Origin of the sequence: Bacillus sp. RC251, assembly GCF_044908765.1 — a bacterium.
GTDB lineage: Bacteria > Bacillota > Bacilli > Bacillales > Bacillaceae_G > Bacillus_A > Bacillus_A wiedmannii.
The window spans coordinates 56,015-73,201 of sequence record NZ_JBIYDP010000009.1 but is presented as its reverse complement, the minus strand read 5'-3'; the positions used below and the strand labels follow the sequence as shown (position 1 = coordinate 73,201).

At 30.5% G+C, this 17,187-nt stretch carries 17 protein-coding genes and 3 pseudogenes; 10 read left to right on the top strand and 10 right to left on the bottom strand.

Features of this window, described 5'->3' with window-relative positions; all coding sequences use genetic code 11:
- Nucleotides 1-300: 300 nt before the first annotated feature.
- From ABH961_RS22200 to ABH961_RS22185, 4 genes and pseudogenes are all read right to left on the bottom strand, one after another.
- Nucleotides 301-573 (bottom strand): annotated as a pseudogene (locus ABH961_RS22200) (hypothetical protein); the annotation flags it as partial.
- An 862-nt stretch (nt 574-1,435) separates the two neighbouring features.
- A pseudogene (locus ABH961_RS22195) lies at nt 1,436-1,678 on the bottom strand (transposase); the annotation flags it as partial.
- A gap of 69 nt (nt 1,679-1,747) precedes the next feature.
- The gene (locus tag ABH961_RS22190; protein ID WP_404520028.1) at nt 1,748-2,089 is read right to left on the bottom strand and encodes a hypothetical protein; all 342 of its coding nucleotides are present in this window, start codon (nt 2,087-2,089) and stop codon (nt 1,748-1,750) included.
- A 3-nt stretch (nt 2,090-2,092) separates the two neighbouring features.
- Nucleotides 2,093-2,614 (bottom strand): EndoU domain-containing protein, encoded by a 522-nt coding sequence (locus ABH961_RS22185; protein ID WP_404520027.1) that lies wholly within the window; start codon nt 2,612-2,614, stop codon nt 2,093-2,095.
- A gap of 261 nt (nt 2,615-2,875) precedes the next feature.
- On the opposite strand from ABH961_RS22185, the gene ABH961_RS22180 reads away from it, so the two are divergent.
- Together ABH961_RS22180 and ABH961_RS22175 are read left to right on the top strand one after the other, a co-directional pair.
- The gene (locus ABH961_RS22180) at nt 2,876-3,988 is read left to right on the top strand and encodes a response regulator aspartate phosphatase (protein WP_404520026.1); all 1,113 of its coding nucleotides are present in this window, start codon (nt 2,876-2,878) and stop codon (nt 3,986-3,988) included.
- Complete coding sequence (locus tag ABH961_RS22175) at nt 3,985-4,113, top strand: Phr family secreted Rap phosphatase inhibitor (RefSeq protein ID WP_200900946.1); 129 nt, start codon at nt 3,985-3,987, stop codon at nt 4,111-4,113. Before ABH961_RS22180 ends, ABH961_RS22175 begins: the two co-directional genes overlap by 4 nt.
- A 143-nt stretch (nt 4,114-4,256) precedes the next feature.
- On the opposite strand, the gene ABH961_RS22170 is transcribed toward ABH961_RS22175, so the two are convergent.
- Entirely contained in the window at nt 4,257-5,675 is a 1,419-nt protein-coding gene (locus ABH961_RS22170; RefSeq protein ID WP_404520025.1) for a right-handed parallel beta-helix repeat-containing protein, read from the bottom strand.
- A 333-nt stretch (nt 5,676-6,008) separates the two neighbouring features.
- Here ABH961_RS22170 and ABH961_RS22165 point away from each other — a divergent pair.
- From ABH961_RS22165 to ABH961_RS22140, 6 genes and pseudogenes are all read left to right on the top strand, one after another.
- Nucleotides 6,009-6,193, top strand: a pseudogene (locus ABH961_RS22165) (hypothetical protein).
- A 316-nt stretch (nt 6,194-6,509) separates the two neighbouring features.
- Nucleotides 6,510-7,220, top strand: coding sequence for a hypothetical protein (locus ABH961_RS22160; protein ID WP_404520023.1), 711 nt, complete (start codon nt 6,510-6,512; stop codon nt 7,218-7,220).
- A gap of 49 nt (nt 7,221-7,269) precedes the next feature.
- The gene (locus tag ABH961_RS22155; protein WP_404520021.1) at nt 7,270-8,013 is read left to right on the top strand and encodes a hypothetical protein; all 744 of its coding nucleotides are present in this window, start codon (nt 7,270-7,272) and stop codon (nt 8,011-8,013) included.
- A 640-nt stretch (nt 8,014-8,653) separates the two neighbouring features.
- Nucleotides 8,654-9,118, top strand: a complete 465-nt coding sequence (locus ABH961_RS22150; protein ID WP_404520020.1) for a hypothetical protein — start codon at nt 8,654-8,656, stop codon at nt 9,116-9,118.
- Nucleotides 9,119-9,220: 102 nt separating this feature from the next.
- Nucleotides 9,221-10,147 (top strand): HNH endonuclease, encoded by a 927-nt coding sequence (locus ABH961_RS22145; RefSeq protein ID WP_404520019.1) that lies wholly within the window; start codon nt 9,221-9,223, stop codon nt 10,145-10,147.
- 445 nt (nt 10,148-10,592) lie between these two features.
- Nucleotides 10,593-11,867 carry a HEPN domain-containing protein gene (locus tag ABH961_RS22140; RefSeq protein ID WP_404520018.1) on the top strand — a complete coding sequence of 425 codons (1,275 nt, stop codon included), beginning with the start codon at nt 10,593-10,595 and terminating at the stop codon, nt 11,865-11,867.
- Between the two features lie 87 nt (nt 11,868-11,954).
- Here ABH961_RS22140 and ABH961_RS22135 read toward each other — a convergent pair whose 3' ends face one another.
- The 3 genes from ABH961_RS22135 to ABH961_RS22125 form a co-directional block, all read right to left on the bottom strand.
- Nucleotides 11,955-12,143: a hypothetical protein gene (locus ABH961_RS22135; protein ID WP_098589681.1), complete on the bottom strand. Its 189-nt coding sequence runs from the start codon at nt 12,141-12,143 to the stop codon at nt 11,955-11,957.
- A gap of 21 nt (nt 12,144-12,164) precedes the next feature.
- Nucleotides 12,165-12,371 (bottom strand): hypothetical protein, encoded by a 207-nt coding sequence (locus ABH961_RS22130; RefSeq protein ID WP_098589680.1) that lies wholly within the window; start codon nt 12,369-12,371, stop codon nt 12,165-12,167.
- 655 nt (nt 12,372-13,026) lie between these two features.
- On the bottom strand, nt 13,027-13,353 hold the full coding sequence (locus tag ABH961_RS22125) for a helix-turn-helix domain-containing protein (protein WP_098589679.1): 327 nt from the start codon (nt 13,351-13,353) through the stop codon (nt 13,027-13,029).
- A gap of 148 nt (nt 13,354-13,501) precedes the next feature.
- Here ABH961_RS22125 and ABH961_RS22120 point away from each other — a divergent pair, with 148 nt between their 5' ends.
- Nucleotides 13,502-13,720 carry a helix-turn-helix transcriptional regulator gene (locus ABH961_RS22120; RefSeq protein WP_001105580.1) on the top strand — a complete coding sequence of 73 codons (219 nt, stop codon included), beginning with the start codon at nt 13,502-13,504 and terminating at the stop codon, nt 13,718-13,720.
- A gap of 127 nt (nt 13,721-13,847) precedes the next feature.
- Complete coding sequence (locus ABH961_RS22115) at nt 13,848-14,258, top strand: hypothetical protein (protein WP_098155504.1); 411 nt, start codon at nt 13,848-13,850, stop codon at nt 14,256-14,258.
- A 309-nt stretch (nt 14,259-14,567) separates the two neighbouring features.
- Here the strand turns inward: ABH961_RS22115 and ABH961_RS22110 are convergent, their stop codons facing one another.
- Nucleotides 14,568-15,212, bottom strand: coding sequence for a GNAT family N-acetyltransferase (locus ABH961_RS22110; RefSeq protein WP_098573465.1), 645 nt, complete (start codon nt 15,210-15,212; stop codon nt 14,568-14,570).
- A gap of 103 nt (nt 15,213-15,315) precedes the next feature.
- Nucleotides 15,316-16,968, bottom strand: coding sequence for a pyridoxal phosphate-dependent decarboxylase family protein (locus tag ABH961_RS22105; protein ID WP_404520016.1), 1,653 nt, complete (start codon nt 16,966-16,968; stop codon nt 15,316-15,318).
- Between the last annotated feature and the right edge of the window lie 219 nt (nt 16,969-17,187).

Here is a 17,187-nt window from a genome sequence, read left to right as displayed (position 1 = left end):
ATATTGGTGGAACCCCAAAATGGACATTTGAATAGATAATGCCTTCCTTAAAATAACCTTAATTAAAACATGTTTTTAATAATATATGGAAAATAAATGGTGAAATTTTCTAGTACAACCTTAATGAAATTTATTTTAGAAAAGGGGTAGAAGGGAAATGTTCCAGAAGTTCAAGTTTTATTTAATGAGCATTTTAATTAGTTCAATGTTAGGCGGAATTATTATAGGTGCTAATTTCTTGGTCCATAACATATATAATTTAGTTGCAGGTAAAGAATATTATTTTAATATGTGGTCTTCTATAAAACCATCCGTTGCTTCCAGAACTCTACCGACGCCACCATCTGTAAGGGTAATACTGGTGAGCTGTTTTACGTTCAGTTTTTCTTCTTTTCGAATGTAGGTAGTTATGGGTGTCCCTAAAGGAAATGCGTCTATGATCTCTTTTGTTGTATAAGTGCTATTATCTATTGATTGAGTTTTAGCTGTAATAGAATCAGTTTGAGTGGCACATCCTGTTGAACATATTAAAAGAATCCCAGTAATCATACTTACACAAGCTGTTTTTATCATTCACAAAATCCTCCTATAACTGTTCGTATTGTCAACCTATTTAGGGTAACAAATTATATATACGAAGTTTGTTGGATTATATGAGTCGTAATTCAACAAAGATACAGGTATTTTGGCAGAATGTGTTTCAAACAAAAGAAAAGACACCCTAAGGTGCCTTCCTGCGACTTGAACCATCGTAATATGGTATTGGATGCCAATCCGATTATTATTTTACCACATTAAATAATTTTGTTTGTTGAGAAATATAATTTAAATCTATATGTTGTTTACTTTTGCCTCGTTAGCTTTTAGTTGTGGATGCTTCAATCTGTTCAGATTTACTTTTACTATCATCGGTAATTACAATCTTGATACTTCCTTGAGCCTTTTTATCATTTTAGCCAACAAGACTTCTTCCCCAAGGGGCGTGAACCCTTCATATTAAGAGAAATTAATCGCGGCTTACTAAATATTATAGATCACCTCTTTACTTATAGAATCATCAATACAGAGTCTTTACGACTTTTCATTTTTCTTTCACTTTTATAGGAGAGGGAAGGGGAATGAGCTAAGATAAAGCTGATTTAGTAGATTTGTTTTATTTTAAAATTAGTTTGAACGAAGGGGATAATTTGCTGAATACACTTTGTTGTTCATTTCCTTCTTGATTCATACTTACTTAATAAGGTGAAAATCCTTTATACGTTTTTCTTTTCCATTGCCATAAGCCATTATTTTGAATGAATTCACCATAGTATTGATTGTAATTAAGTTTGTTTCCTGTGTTTTTACTAAAATTATTGCTAATAAAGATACGACTATTACTTGCATAGATTTGGTTATTGGTAATTACATTATTACGGGTATCATAATTTAATTCTATTTGGCCACTCTCTTGATCTTTTGTACCATTATAATTAAATACATCCAGTTTATATTGAAGGGAATATCTTGTATAGCGTTTTTCAAAAGCTTTTTCCCCTACGGCTTTATATTGTTTAATCCACTATTGGAGTACACTCGGATGAACCTTTATGGATCTCGCAAGTCTTTTCACTCCGTCACTGCCATCTAAATATTTTTTTACTGCCTTTACTTTTTCTTCTGGTGAGAATTTAGCCATAAAAAAGTACACCTCCAATTGTTGTTCGTGTCTAACAATTGGGGTGCACATTATTCAGGCGGTTTTCTTTTATACTTCTATATCTTTCCCCTCTGCTACCACTTTATCTCTCCACAATACAAGTAGTTTTCTAAATTCAGAGGTCTCAATTTTACATTGGTTATTTGGGTCACTCATAAAGAAGTTAATAGCACTGGTATAATTAGGTTCAATGTAGACTGCTGCTACGTTCCCTTCTATTTCATATTGCGGAACTGTTTGGTCAACTACACTATCCAAAATCTGTATATACTCATCTGCTTCATCATCTAAAATATCTTCTAAAAAATGAGAAATTATAGAAATCTCCTTTGGTAAACGTATTCTCAAACCGCCAAGTTCATCACGATAAAATTCGTATCTATATTTCATATTTTACCTCCTAGTATAGACAGGATATGCGGTTATTATCTCATTATTTTTTATAATCATTTCTACTTTAAATCCGTGAGATGTTTGTCCTACATATCTAACTGTATCGACTTGAACCTTATTATTGAATGCTTCTTTGATAGAATCAAGTACCTGTACTCTATCCCAATCCCTAGGGAAAAATGAAGAAAGCGCAGTTTTTGCTTCACCGTCTACTTTTACTTTTGCTTTATATACTCCCACAGAATTTGGTGCATGGGTAATTCTAACTATCTCTCCTCCACCCATCATACTTTCATGGTGATATCCAACAGCTTTTAATCCCCACCATTTTTGTCTTAGTTCTCCATGAAAAAGGTGCTCCATAGGTGATGAATCAAAGCTATAGGGGACATTCCCGTCATTAATTCTTGCACCATTAGCAAATTGATAGGTAGAGAGTTTTTCTTCAACTTGTTTAAAATCTGGTGTATCAAATCTAGATTTTAAACCATCTCCACCAGCAAAAGCAAATCGGTCTTTCAATGGTAATTGACTTGAAATAAAATTTAACTCTGCTGCTATTGGAGTATTTTTACTTGGATATCGAGCAATAGATAGTAAATATGTAAATAAATTAGCAATGAGGTCCTAAATCGTGGATTATTTATTCTAATTTTGCTAAAAATACATTCAGAATAATCAATCTTTTATTTAGAAACGTCAGAATTGAAGGTAGCATCCATATAGACGGAATATTCTGGTAGAATTGAATAGATATACATAACATGGGTGAGGGGGATTTATATGTCTGTAATTATGGGTAGCGAACAAGTTACAAAGTTATTGAATAATTGGTATGTTGAAATTCGTTCAAGAAACATTTCTAAAGCACACCGTATGAAAGAACAAATTGATAGCCTGATCCAGGAATTAAAAGAGGATGAATGGGATTCATTAGAAGCTAAGAAGTTATTATTATATTATTCTCTCCTCGAGTTTCGATATAGTTTTTTAGTGGATAATGTAAGCTTATCTGAACAAAGCTTTGAAAAGATAGAGTTTTTTGAAATGCCAGAGGATGAGCTTTTATCTTATTATTATTATTTTTTTAAAGCTATTCATAGGAGTGTAACAGGTAAATATAATGAAGCGAGCGAATATTTTGATAAGGCAAAAGTTTTTTTGGAGAATATATCTGATGAATTGGAAAAGGCTGAATTCTATTACAAATTAGGTTCGTTTTATTATGATATATTTCAAGGACTTTTAGCGATTAAGTATGTAAGTAAGGCACAAGAGATTTACCGTAAATTTAATGGATGTGAAACAAACATTGCTTTTTGTGAAAATCTATTAGGTTTGGCTTGTACCCATTTAAAGGAGTGGGGACTAGCTGAAGAACACTTTGCAGCCGCAATGAATCAATTTCAAAAAATCGATGAAGACTATTATATTTTAATGGCTAGACACAACTTTGGTTTATTATATGCAAGTCAAAATCTTTCTGAATTAGCAATTCGTTATCTTTCTGAAGTGGTTGAGAAGAAGCCTAAACATTATAAAGCTATCCTTATTAAAGCAAAGGAGCATTATAAACTTAAGGAACATGAAATAGCAAGAGACCTTATAAAAAAAGGGTTGGAAATCTGTAATGAATTGAAACTTGAGGAATATCAGCATCGTTTTATGATTTTAGAAGCACTGAATAGAGATGCTACTGCTGAAAAGCTTGAAAAAGTAGTATTAGAAGGAGTTAAGTATTTTGAGAGAGAAGAGTTATACATGTATATGCAAGAGTCTATGGAAGAGTTAGCGATTAAGTTTTATCAAGAAGAAAATCACTCTAATGCTAGTAAGTATTTTTATTTAAGTACACAGGCGAGAAAAAAAGCAGTTGATAAGGAGGCCTTGAAATGAAGAAAACAATGACTATTTTAATGGGAATGATTACGGTATTAACTTTAACTTTGGGCGTACAAACATTTGTAGAAAAACAACATAATACGGAGTTTACAAGATTTGCAGATGGAGATCATCACTAATAGTACCTTGTTATAATTTAATTGAAATGAGTTTGGAAAATAAAAAGTTGTAGTTTCAATGAAACTACAACTTTTTATTTTTTGTATAACTCTTACACGGGAGAGGTACGGGATGGGAATAGAAAATTTCTAGTAGATTTGTTTTATTTTTGAATTATTTTGAAAGAAGGGGGTAATTTGCTAAATACACTATGTTGTTCATTTCCTTCTTGATTCATACTTACTTGATAAGGTGAAAATCCTTTATACGTTTTTCTTTTCCATTGCCATAAGCCATTATTTTGATTGAACTCACCATAGTATTGATTGTAATCAAGCTTGTTTCCTGTGTTTTTACTAAAATTATTGCTAATAAAGATACGACTATTACTTGCATAGATTTGGTTATTGGTAATTACATTGTTGCGGGTATCATAATTTAATTCTATTTGGCCACTCTCTTGATCTTTTGTATCATTTTTATAAATTACATTGTTCGTAAACGTGTTATTTTCAGCATATCCTTGCTGACTGTCATATCCACCAATCGCAATGCCACTCATTATATTATTGGATATCGTATTGTCCCTAACAGTAATTTGGCTTGCACTTTTTCCTGCATGTTCGCTAGCAACCTCAATACCAAGATCGTTTTCATAGCTTTGATTTTGCTCAATGATAATTTCCTTTCCACCATCCACGTATATACCATCAGCTGAATATTCATTATAACTCGTATTATTGATAGATGAATTGTGATGAACAATGTTATTACGAACAACTCCATTCCGTGCTTGATCTAAAGCAGCAACTGGAGATACTCCTTCATGTCCAATCAGAACAATTCCGATGTTGTTGTTATCATGTACTTTGTTATTGGTAACTTCAAAGGAATCTACATTCCCATTCACAGCAATGGCTTCACTCAATCCTAATTTCAAATTTGTTACTTCGTTATTATCGATGACAATATGATTTAGATTATTTTGTGCACTAGATGAAGTACCGTATACAGCAATGCCGTGTGCATTCCCATCCTTTACATTTGCTTCAATGTGATGGATATAATTATTTCTAATCTCGATATTACTTCCTGTTCCAGTAATATAAATACCAATAGGGGTTTCGCTAACTTTCGTTGATTTTAAATTGCGAAACTCTAATCCTTTTACCTCAATATAATTTTTGTCCTCTATTGTAAATAACCCATCATCCTCTAACTTGACAGTGGAACCATCTAGAGTGACTTTTTCATCTTGGTAATTTTGAAAAGTAATGGGTGCTCCTGAGGCACCAGAATGAGCGACACGAACTTTTTGGTTATAAACTCCGCCTCTTATGTAGATTGTACTTCCTTCTTTAGCGACGTTAGCAGCTTTTTGAATGGTAGCGAAAGGTTGATCTAATGTACCGGGATTGAGGTCGTTACCTGTTGGAGATACATAGTAATTTGTAACAGGATTTGCATTGCTATTGGATTGTGCAAAGGTAGTGGCAGGGATTGTGAAAATTAACATACTAAAAGAAAGGATAAAGATAAAAAGCAATTTTTTTAATGAGGGAAATATTTTTTGATATTTCATCATGATCCTCCTTCTTTTTATAAGCATTCCTTCTCAACTATATAGTTAAAACTGACGATTTATATCTTGTATCAATAAAAATAATTAATTGAAATTCTGGGAAGATCTATCGCACATATGAAAAGTTAAAATGATAAACATTTGGTAGAACCTTCAATAATATATATGTTTTTTTGTGGAGAATTGTGGGGAGAGCTGAAAAAATATGCAATAACTTTACTAGTATTATTCTTATAATCAATCAGAGTAAGCCATCTATATAAATAGTTGGCTTCTTTTTTGTAAATTTACTGCAGGAATATTTTCTAAGGAGAGGTTGGAATTATGGGATAAGTGGTGGGAGAACTATATTTTCCAACAAAACAATATAAAGTTGAGATAATACAAAGAAAAGTTAATAAACAGCAGAAGTTTATAGGTGGATGTAGGATTGTGGATATGAGTTTTGGAGCTCTATTAATCAAAGGTTTTCTTTAATAGATAGCGAAGAGTATGCACGAAAAATACAAATGTATTGAAAGATTAAATCGATTAGAAGTGAAACTTTTACTACGTCGAGGATTCTAGGGATATTAAAGTGGCGTGTGAGTGTGCAGATTGAGACAGGGAAGTTAGGATTTGTAGAAAAATAGGGAATATTAGTTTGGGTTTACGTGCAGATATTAAGGAGAAGAAAGAGAATTAGAAGTATTATGTGTGAAATATTACTCTTATAATCAATAAGAGTGAACCATCTATAAGAATAGATAGTTCTTTTTATTTTTATATTGAAATAAAATAATTTGTTTGTTAAATTTTAATCATGGAATTTTATGGAGGTGAGAATTTTTTAGAATGAAAAATATGTATAGAATTGTAGTTAATATAGTTGTCGGACTTGTAATATTTTATGGTCTTATGAAAATCATAAGAGAAAATTTAGATCATATGGATTGGTACATAGCAGTTATAATAATGCTTTTTATTAAACTTATATTTTGTATAATCATAGCGAGATTTAGTCGGAATTTAATGATAAATGTTAACAGAATGTTTTTTAAAAAGCGAAGACAGAAGAAAAAAATTTCATTATTTAATTGGACAAATTATATACAAGATGTAGAAGGAGATATCAAGAGGTTAATTGGAAGCCCAAAGGCATCAAATAATATCATTAATAATATTGAGGATATTAAGCATCAGATACACTTATATTTTCAGAGAGATAAACAAAAAATGAAAAAATTTAAAGCGTATTTGAATGTAGTAGAAAAAGATAATACGTTAATAGCCTTTCAGACATTTTTATTGGCCATGCTTTCTGCAGGTTTTGTTAGTATAGTAGCAACTGGGAATATTAAATGGATAATAAGAAATTATGTTATGCCTAAATTTGAAGGAGAAGTTTTAGGGAGTTTTTATTATACAGCTGGTTTTATATTTTTAATATTATTTATTACTATAATAGTTGGGTTTATTATGAATTATACCGATAAAACTAGAGTTAGAATATTACAAGAAGTAATGGATTTATGTATTGATGAAATAGAAGAGGCGAAAAAATAGTTTCTAAGAGATTTTATAAACATTTTTAAAGCAAGAAAGGTTGAGTTTTGTGGAAGAAAGAAAGAATTTTGAGCAAAAAAGTAATTGGACAGATAAAGATTGGAAATGGCTAATGAGCATCTTAATAGGTATTATTATTCTTATACTTTCATTGTGGTTTGCTGATTATAAGGGGATAGAAGCAAATTTTTCTATTATGTCAAGTGCGGTTTCAATTGCTTTAGGGCTAGTAGCTATTTACATTGCTCTTAAACAAGATAGTGACTCACAAAGATTAAATCAGCAAATGCAAGACACATTGAGAACAATGGAAAATAAGATTGATCAGGTAGATCAAAAGGTAAATAAATTGGATTCTATGGATATAGAAAAAACAATAGAGGATAATTTTATACCAGTTATTGAAAAATTAACAGTAGCTTTTAACGATAAAAATCAAAATATATCAAAACAAGATATTCAACAGGTCTTTGAAGATGCCGTTCCATATGTGGCAAGTAATATTAGTAAGCAATTGAATGGGGGGGGATATACGGAAAAAAATAGAGAGTTATCAGGTATATATGTGGGTGGTAGTGATATTAGAATAGTAAACCTTTCAGAAAGTATATATGAATTATTAAAGAATAGTAATGAATGGTTAAGTATTTATGATGTTAGAGCGTCCATTCAAGAGAGTGAGAAGGTAGAATTTTCTCTAGCTACGGTAAGAAGGGCGCTAAATAAACTTTCTGTTGAAAAGAAAGTTAATTTAAAGATGAATAAAGAAGGTATATTATATAAGTTTCTATAAAAATATAAAAAAATCTATTTTATTAATCGTAGAAAAATAATCAATAAAGAACTACCTGTAGGGGGAGTTCTTTATTGATAAAAATTTGATGAAAAATAGTATGAGTGTAGCTGTATTATAAGAAGTGTCATACGAATTGCCACGAAAATGGAACTGTATGTTGTTTCTTAATTTATCTAAACTTTTCTGGCTAGAGCAATTAATTATAGTTTACTCAAGAATAAACGTAAGTAAGAGTCCGATCAAGGAGGGAGAGAGTTATACCTCTATAACACATATATTTTTAATGAGAAGAAAATAAAATGACTAATGATTTTAGACGAAAAAACATTCTTTAACAATAGTTTTTATCTAGATGAAGGTAAGATTAAAATTGGTGAAGAGATACGAAAATGTAAGTTCTTAACATATGAAGCTTTAGCCCACGATGCGTTTTTGAGATGTAAGAATGGGAAGATTACTGATTTAGAGAAAATGAAAGCATTAGTCAATAAAGTTGGATACTATTTATAAGACTTTCTAGAGTCCTAATACGAGGGCACTATTATTTTAAAAAATTCATTTTTGGAAACATTGCATGTATTAGAAAACATAGGTTAATCATATTTTGCTATAATGTATATAAAAACAGGTGATTAAAATGGATGCAGGGACTATTGGCGAATATTACGTTTTATGTGAATTATGGAGAAGGGGATTTAATGCCTTAAAATCAGAAAACCCAAGAGAGGAAAACTGGGATATTTTGATTCTTTCCGAAACATATAGTAAAACGATTACTAAAATACAAGTAAAAACAATTGACTGGAACAATAAAACAAAGTCTAAAGTTTTAACTGGAAAGTATTATACAGATTTTGATTATCTTTTTATAGTAATTTTAAATTATATGAATATAGGTTATTCGATTTATATTATCCCAAAATCAAAAATAAAACCAAAAGGAAAAGGGCAGAGGAATATTTTAGTTGATAGTGTGGGTAATTTTTTATATAAGAATAGAACAATATCTTGTACTAAAATAATGACAACAGATAAAGCTCAAAAATATAGGGATAATTGGGGTGGAATTTACAAACAATGTGGTATTGAATTGAAAAAATAACATTATTTATATATCGTTTTTAATAAAACTTATTGTTCATAAAGGATAATAATTAAAAGTTAAGATTTAATGCTATATGTTGTTGAATGGGGAGCGTGTTTGATGAAAGATATTCTTGATTATTATAAAGAAGAGTTGGATAGCACAGATACTAATTTTTTTATTTTAGATACGAAAGGTACTGCCACTGGTCATGGGGATGTAGATTTTGTTTCTTATGATTGGTCTCCTAGCAAATATGGTAAGGTTAACGCTGGAGATTTGTTTATTTATAGAAGGCCTCAGTCGGTATCTGAAATAAGAAATAGCTTTTATTTTTTTGGTGCTGGTAGAATTAAAGAAATTAAAAACATTGGACAAGATAGAGTACGTGGCATAATAGATAAAGCAATATCATTTGAACCGTATTTATCAAAAACTGATCTCGAAAAATTTGAATGGGAGTTTAAACAAAAAGGGGAAACATGGGCATATTTTTTCCATCAATATGGCATCACGCAAATTAAAGAGAAAGATTTTCAGAATATCATAAAGAAAGCTTATGCTGGAAAAGAACATAAGAAGATAGAACTTGAGAACATTACGGATAGAGTTGGATTTGTACAAAAGATACAGAATAAAAATTATTTTGTTGATGATAGCATTGGAACTAGTAAGAGAAGAAGTGGTCAAAGTACCTTCTCTAATGAAGTGAAAAAGAATTATGGATATGAATGTGCAATAACTGGGATGAAAATAAAAGAATTTTTGATAGGTTCTCACATTATACCATGGTCTGAAAATAAGAATACTAGACTTGATCCTCAAAATGGGATTTGTTTATCTGTTTTATTCGATAAAGCTTTTGATCAAGGGTATATTGCAATTCATCCTGATTTAACAATAGAGGTTTCTAAGTTTATTGAATCTGATGTTATCTTAAAAGAAGTACTTATGAAGTTTAACGGAAAGAAAATAAAAAAACCTTCTTTTTCCCCTCCAAAAGAAGAGTACTTAATATGGCATTATGAAAATATTTTTAAAAAATAGTTAAGATAAAATGTAATTTATAACTCATTAAAGAATTTAAACGTGAATTTTAGGATGTTTTTAATATTCATTATCCTCTTCGAAATCTATCTTAAGCTAGAATATATAGCTGATGGTCAATGAATATGACCAAATTGTGACCATTGATATATAAATTAATAAAGAAGTTGAAAAATAAAAAGCCTTCAAATCTTATATTCATAGGATTTGAGGACTTTTTATTCTTATGATCCCGACTGGCCTCGAACCAGCGACCTCCACCCTGTCAAGGTGTGGAAGTGAATATGGGGTATCATTATATGTATAATTGTTGATAACTCAACTTTTCCGATAACTCTATTAACACAATTATACATATTTGATTGATACCCTACAAGGGATTTTAACAACAATATTTAAAATGATATAATTGAGTAAAAACAGGATAATTTAGGGGGGAAGCTTATTGAAAGCAGTTCGTCAGGTTGTAGAAATATCATATAAAGATGAAAGTTTCATTGGTTACCTGAACTTTGATGAAGACGAGAAATACCTAGAATTTTTAGTTGATACAGTGGAAAATCAAATAGAACTATTGCAATTTTATTCGCCTAAAACATTTAATTGTACATTACATAATGGCAAAGTAATTAGTTGTTTCAATTGTAAAATAATTAGAGTGAAAAATGATAACCTTGTACGTTATGGTATAGATATTTATGTGGAAAATGATATTAAAAGATATGAAGAACTTCAATTTAATAATATTACTGCTATATTTCCAAAAGTAGATTTCTGGTTTGTGGGAAGTGGTTTTAGTTATAAGTCAAATTTTGATTATAAAGGACAAAAACTTGATTTAATTATATCTGAAGGAGAAACTAAACAGCGTGGTTTAAATACTGTGATTTCGGAAACCTTTTTAAGGGTTCAATTAAAAAGTGAATCCTTAATGAAATTAGAGTTGGTTAATGAAATATATTTTAAAATGTCTGCCATTCTTTCTTTTTTGATAGATGAATATGTTTCATACACTCATTATAATGTAAATCATGAAGGGCAATATTTATATAAAATTTATCAGCGTAATCAAAATCGGATAAATGAAGTGAAAATGAATAAAATGAATTATCGAATAGACAAAGAGCTAAGTGATACTGATTTTTATAATATTTTTGTTGTGCCACTAACTTTAAAAAATTTTGATGTTTGGTTTAATTATGTTGGTGTATTAAGAACTAAGCCGTTATTAGAAGAACGATATCTAACTTATGCACGATGTCTAGAAATGATTTCTAGAGAAAATGTCAATACAGATATATATGGAAATGCAGAAAGACGTGCAAAAAGTAAAATTTATAGAGAATTAATTGAAGGTATGGATTTAGATGGAGATTATAAAGAAAATTTAATAGAGGCCTTTAAATTTAGTAACAGGAAAGGTTTTAAAGTGCTATTACTTCAATTAATTCAAAATGCATCTTTTAAAGAACAACTTGAAATGTTAGCAGAAAAAGTAGACGTGGAAAAACTGGTTTCAAATATCGTAAACATCAGAAACCATCTTACACATGGTTCGCCTTTTGAAAAAATAGATAAAGCATCTTTATCATTTTATACGGAATTAATTAAAAGGATGGTAACATATTTTATTCTTCAAAAGCACATGGTGGATATACCTTTAAATATTGATTATTTAAATCGAGACTCTAACGAATTACCAGATCCTTTTATAAAATGATTTTAATTACTTAGAAGACATTGAGCATATTGTTCAATGTTTTTTGATTGAACAATAAAACACCCCCGTAGGGGTGTTTATGTAATATTATAATGCTTCTTTTACTAATTTAATTAAATCTTCAAGTGAAATGGTAGACCTGTGGTCTTTTAAAAGTTCAGTTGCCTTTTTAATATGTACAAATACTCCATCTTCATTATCAGCACCAATAATAACATCTTCTTTGGAGATAATTGCACTTACGATTTGTGCTACCGCTAAATCTTTGTTTTCCATGTTTTCACCCCCTTAAATCTATCAATCTGGGAAGTAATCCTCGTCAATCATATTTTCTTTGAACTCTATATGATTGCATTTAGGATTAGGACAAGCATAAATGACTTCAGCTTCCCATTCGCTAACCGGTGTCAACTTTTTAATATCTAAATCATGTTGCAAACAGTTGGCACATTTATGACCACGAATATTATTCATTGCCAGCATAAAAAGATTTCTTTGACTCATTCAGATCACCTTCCAATCTATACATTTCGACAAAAAATGGCGAATTCCTTCAAATAATTACCACCGACCCTAAAGGGTCAGTGATATGTATTTTTAAAATCCAAATATTGCTATCCCAAAGTAAAAAAACGTTATTCTTTCTAAATAAGCTAAATAGGAAAGAATAACGTTTTTTTATGAATTTTTCGATTGAATCACTTTATATCATTCAAGCAGCAAACAATTATAAAAAATTGTTTGTTACTTGAATTTATTTCGATTTGTATAGAGCTAAATTTCACCTTCTAGCGTTGCGATATATATAATTTATGCTTCAATTTTTTTAGTTGCAGATAATACCTTATAACGATGTCTTAAATAACAAAAGCTATAAGAAGTCAATTCAACACATACATATCTAGAAAAAATCTAATGTAATTTATGTTAAAAGAAGGGTGGTAACTTTAAATATGGAAAATGAAACAAATTTATAGGAGGCTTCCATTTGATACAGTTTGGCGGCGTAACGCAAATATTTCGGCTAAATTAATGAATAAATTATCGGACAAAAATAAGCGCTCTAACTTTGAATAGAACGCCATTTTACCGTAATATATGGGCCCGGAAAGGGCTCGAACTCAAGACTTCCACACTGTAGAGGTAGGGGTTTAATTTATTACTTATCTTCCTGCATTATAAAATTCCAAAAACGTTTTAATTCTTCACGCTTTTGGGATGGAGCAAGTTTTATATCATTTAACCATTGATCTAGTTCTTTATTGTTTCTTTCCTCTTTAACATTAGAACCTCGCCCTAGAAGGAAATCAGTAGATACATTAAAGTAATCTGCTATACGTATCAAGGTATTGTAATCAGGTTGACGTTCATTACGTTCATACATACCAATTGTACTTTCACTTAGTTGAAGCGATTGAGCCAGTTCTTTTTGTGTAATTCCTTTTTGTTTTCTTAAATCACGAATTATATTTCCAAATGTTTTCATTCTATCACCTGATAATATATTAACACAATATGTGTTAATATATTAAAATTTTTAAAAATTGATAATTGAAATCTATTGACAACACATTTTGTGCGGTTTATATTTTAAATGACAACACGAAATGTGGTTTTTTTGGGGGTGAGAATGCATGAATTATGAAAGAGTAGCAGAAAATCTAATTAATTTAAGAAATGGGAGATCTAGAGAAGAGGTGGCAAAAGCAGTCGGAATTAGTATTAGTACATTGCAGATGTATGAAAATGGACAGAGAATCCCACGAGATAATATAAAAATAAAATTAGCGAATTTCTATGGTGTTACAGTCCAAACAATTTTTTTTGATTCAGAACAACACGAAGTGTGTTGAATAATGTTAGACTTTTAAGATGATGTAGTGATTTTTTAGAAATGTAAGCTTAGAAAATGTATTAGGCAATTTTACATAAAAATATAATATTTTTATCAGTATATATAAATTATAGGGGTGTATTTGCATGAATATGAAAACATTTGAAATGCGTGAAAAACGATTAGCAGAACTACTAGGTGCAAAGGTACTATGGGAATTTATAAGTGCTGTCACAGAGGAAATTGAAAAACAAGAATTAGAGTCTACACCAGGTTTATTAGAAGATCTATTCGTACATGTGAAAGAAACCATTCAAATTCAAAATATGAATCAACGCATAACAAAAGCCCCTGTAAAAACAGAGGCTGATGCTATAAATAAAGATACATTATTTATGGAAGCATATGTAGAATTAATTAATCATAAGTTTATTATTTCTGAATTAGCTGTAGAGCTTTCATCTGTTCTAAAAGAATTAAATTGTTTTGTTCAATCATCTTTGCCACAGCTTCAAAATAAGCTTGACTCTCAAGAACCTCAACCTGCTTCTCTTTAGGGAGTGATTGAAGTATTTCTTTTATTTCTTTACACTCGTATATGTTATTCTCCGAGTCTTCAATTAATTTATTGCGTCGATTGGCGTATTCAAGTGCACCTAAAGTTGCTAATGCGCGAGGATCTAATCTTAGAATTTCCATGTATTCCTCTCCTTTCCTCTGCAATAATTCGATAGGGGAAAGGAGATTCCTTTAATGATTTGGTAAAATTGTGAAAGGTGACACTTATGTTAACTTGAATATCTTTTACTAGCTTATTCTATATAAAAAATAGCTGCACTCAAGTACAGCTAGTCTTCTTCACAAATTTATATGGCCTCGATGACAAATTGAGATTGAGGTATATAAAGTAATTGGGCTGCTAAGGAAGTTGTTGTATTAGCAAATGGGTATGCTTCCTTATAAAGAAAATTACTATACACTATTTCATTCATTTCATAGGTCGTACACAGTTTTTTTAGGATTTTTTGAGAAATTTTATTTGTACAAGCAGCAATAAAATCATAATCTCTTTTACTTATTTCTTGAATGGCATGTGAAAGAAGGGTAGTGACTATACCACTTCCCATCCAATCTGGATGACAAGCGCCCATATCTAGATAGACCAGTTTTTCTTTATCTAAATGAGAAAACTCAATAGATTCTGTCTCTAATGTATCTAAAAGTTGAAAAATAGGTTCCATTTGTGGGCATAGTTCAATCGCTTTCTCTGTATCTATTAGTGGCTGGGTTAATTTTTTTGTTAAAAGAACTCCAATAATTTGAAAATTTTCTATTGCTACAAATGACATAGCTTGAGATACAGCTGGTTTCATCATTTCTTCGCACATTTTGTGAAAAGGAGCAAAAGGAATTTGTAAACTGCTTACAAGAGGTTCATTATTCACAAAAGAATGTGCAAGTAAATGTGCTGCATCTTTCACGTGGTGTGTATCAAGTAGCTCTATATTCATATGTTTTTCCTCTTTCCTGATATAGTTAATAGTAATTAAAAGGATTAAAAATTTTATTTAATTTAGTTAAGTTTAACTATTAAAGCGCTAACAAAAATGGTTATTAAACATATGAATGAATCTGTTTAGTAGCAATCGAAATATGTTCATAAAGAAATTCTACGATCTCATCTATACATTCAACAGTTGTATATGGAGAGATAGAAAAGAATTTTAATGTAGAAATCGGATTTCTATCATAACTGTTTATTACATCTACTACACAAGAACGAGTTGTATCACCAAAAAATACTTGATCGCGATTTTTTCCTAGGTAATTAAATAGTTCTATATTTAATCGGTTTGTATCCTCAATTTCTTCCTTTGTTGCAAGGCCTATTCGTTCTTTTTCCCAATTTTCTTGGCCATCTCCATTCAGATAGAAACGGAAAGTTGTAATTGGTCCATATGTAAAATCATTTGTGATTGCAACTTGAGGCAGGGCCGTGCGCAACTTCTCTCTAAATAATAGATTTACACGAATATAATTTGCTAATAATTTTTGATATCCTTCAATTCCAAAGGCTAATAGATTGATATACATAGGAATAGCGCTACCAGCTCGTGAACATTCTAAGGTATAGCCTGTATGATAACTCCCATATGATCTATTACCAAGATAAGGTGTATCATCTTGTTCAATGTCCATCAGTTGTAAATCAGTATGGTTTTTTACAATTAAAATACTTGAAGCATAAGGTGTTTGTCCTAATTTATGAAAATCAAAACATACACTGTCTGCAAGGGACATATATTGCATTTTATCTTGTACGTATTGTAAGGCATTTTTCACATTAGGTTCAAATGAGAGTGAATTTTCTTCAAAACTATAATTATTAAAGAAACTATAGAATCCGCCCATTGCAGAATCAGCATGGATATAAATAGGTTTTAATTTATATTTCTCCTGTATTGTTTCAGCACTCTCTTTAATTTTTCTTATATCATCAATGGTAAAAGTATCTGTTGACCCCATAGTAGCTAGAATATAGAGGGGGATACCGCCATTTTTAATAACTTGTATCATTTTATTCTCTAAATCTTCTATATCCATAGAATTTGTATAGGGATCAGTTTTCACTTTTATTAAGTGATTTGACCCAATACCAGTTGCTTCAGCCGACTTTAATAAACTATAGTGTGCATTTTCAGAAGCAAAGCAATATACATTTTGTGGAGCACCATATTCTTTTGCTGATGGGAATTGTTTAGAAATTGCTAAGCGCAAGCTCGAAAACACGCATCCTTGTCCACCCCATGTTGTATAGCCGCCGCTGTTATGTGGATTATAACCTGTCAGTTTTGAAAGCATGGATACCACTTTTACTTCTGCTTCTGCTGCCCCTGGACCGTATACATCCCAAACACCATTACCATTTAAAAGGGCCATGGTTATTACACCTAATAGTGAAGGTATACTTGGTAGTGGTACAGCGTTAGACAAGTAATATTTATTTGGATAAGGATGACCATTCATAAATTGGTTTAGTTCTTCTATAACCTCAGACATAGTGATGCCAGCTAGTGGAATATGACTTTGGTGAATTAAGCTATTGTAGTATCCTTCTGATTTTTCCTCACATTTACCTAAAGTAGCTCGCTCTTCATTTTTTAATCGGTCAAGATTTTTGATTATTTTCTGCATAGATTCTAATAAAAGTTGTTGTTTTTCTTTATTTCCGTCAACGCTCGGAAATAGCTTTAAAATATCTTGCATGCAGTCACTTCTCCTTGTGAAAAACTGGATTTTTATTTTACTTGGTTAAACATAAGGGTATAATAATTTGTAATTGCCCTTTCGAATACTTAGAAAAGAGGAGCTTTTTAGAAAAAAATGTAATTCCATAGAAGATTATATGAACTATGGAATTTAAAGTAAAGAAAAATTTTTTGATTTATTTTAAAAAAAGTAATTGTGAGATAATAAAGTTTCTAA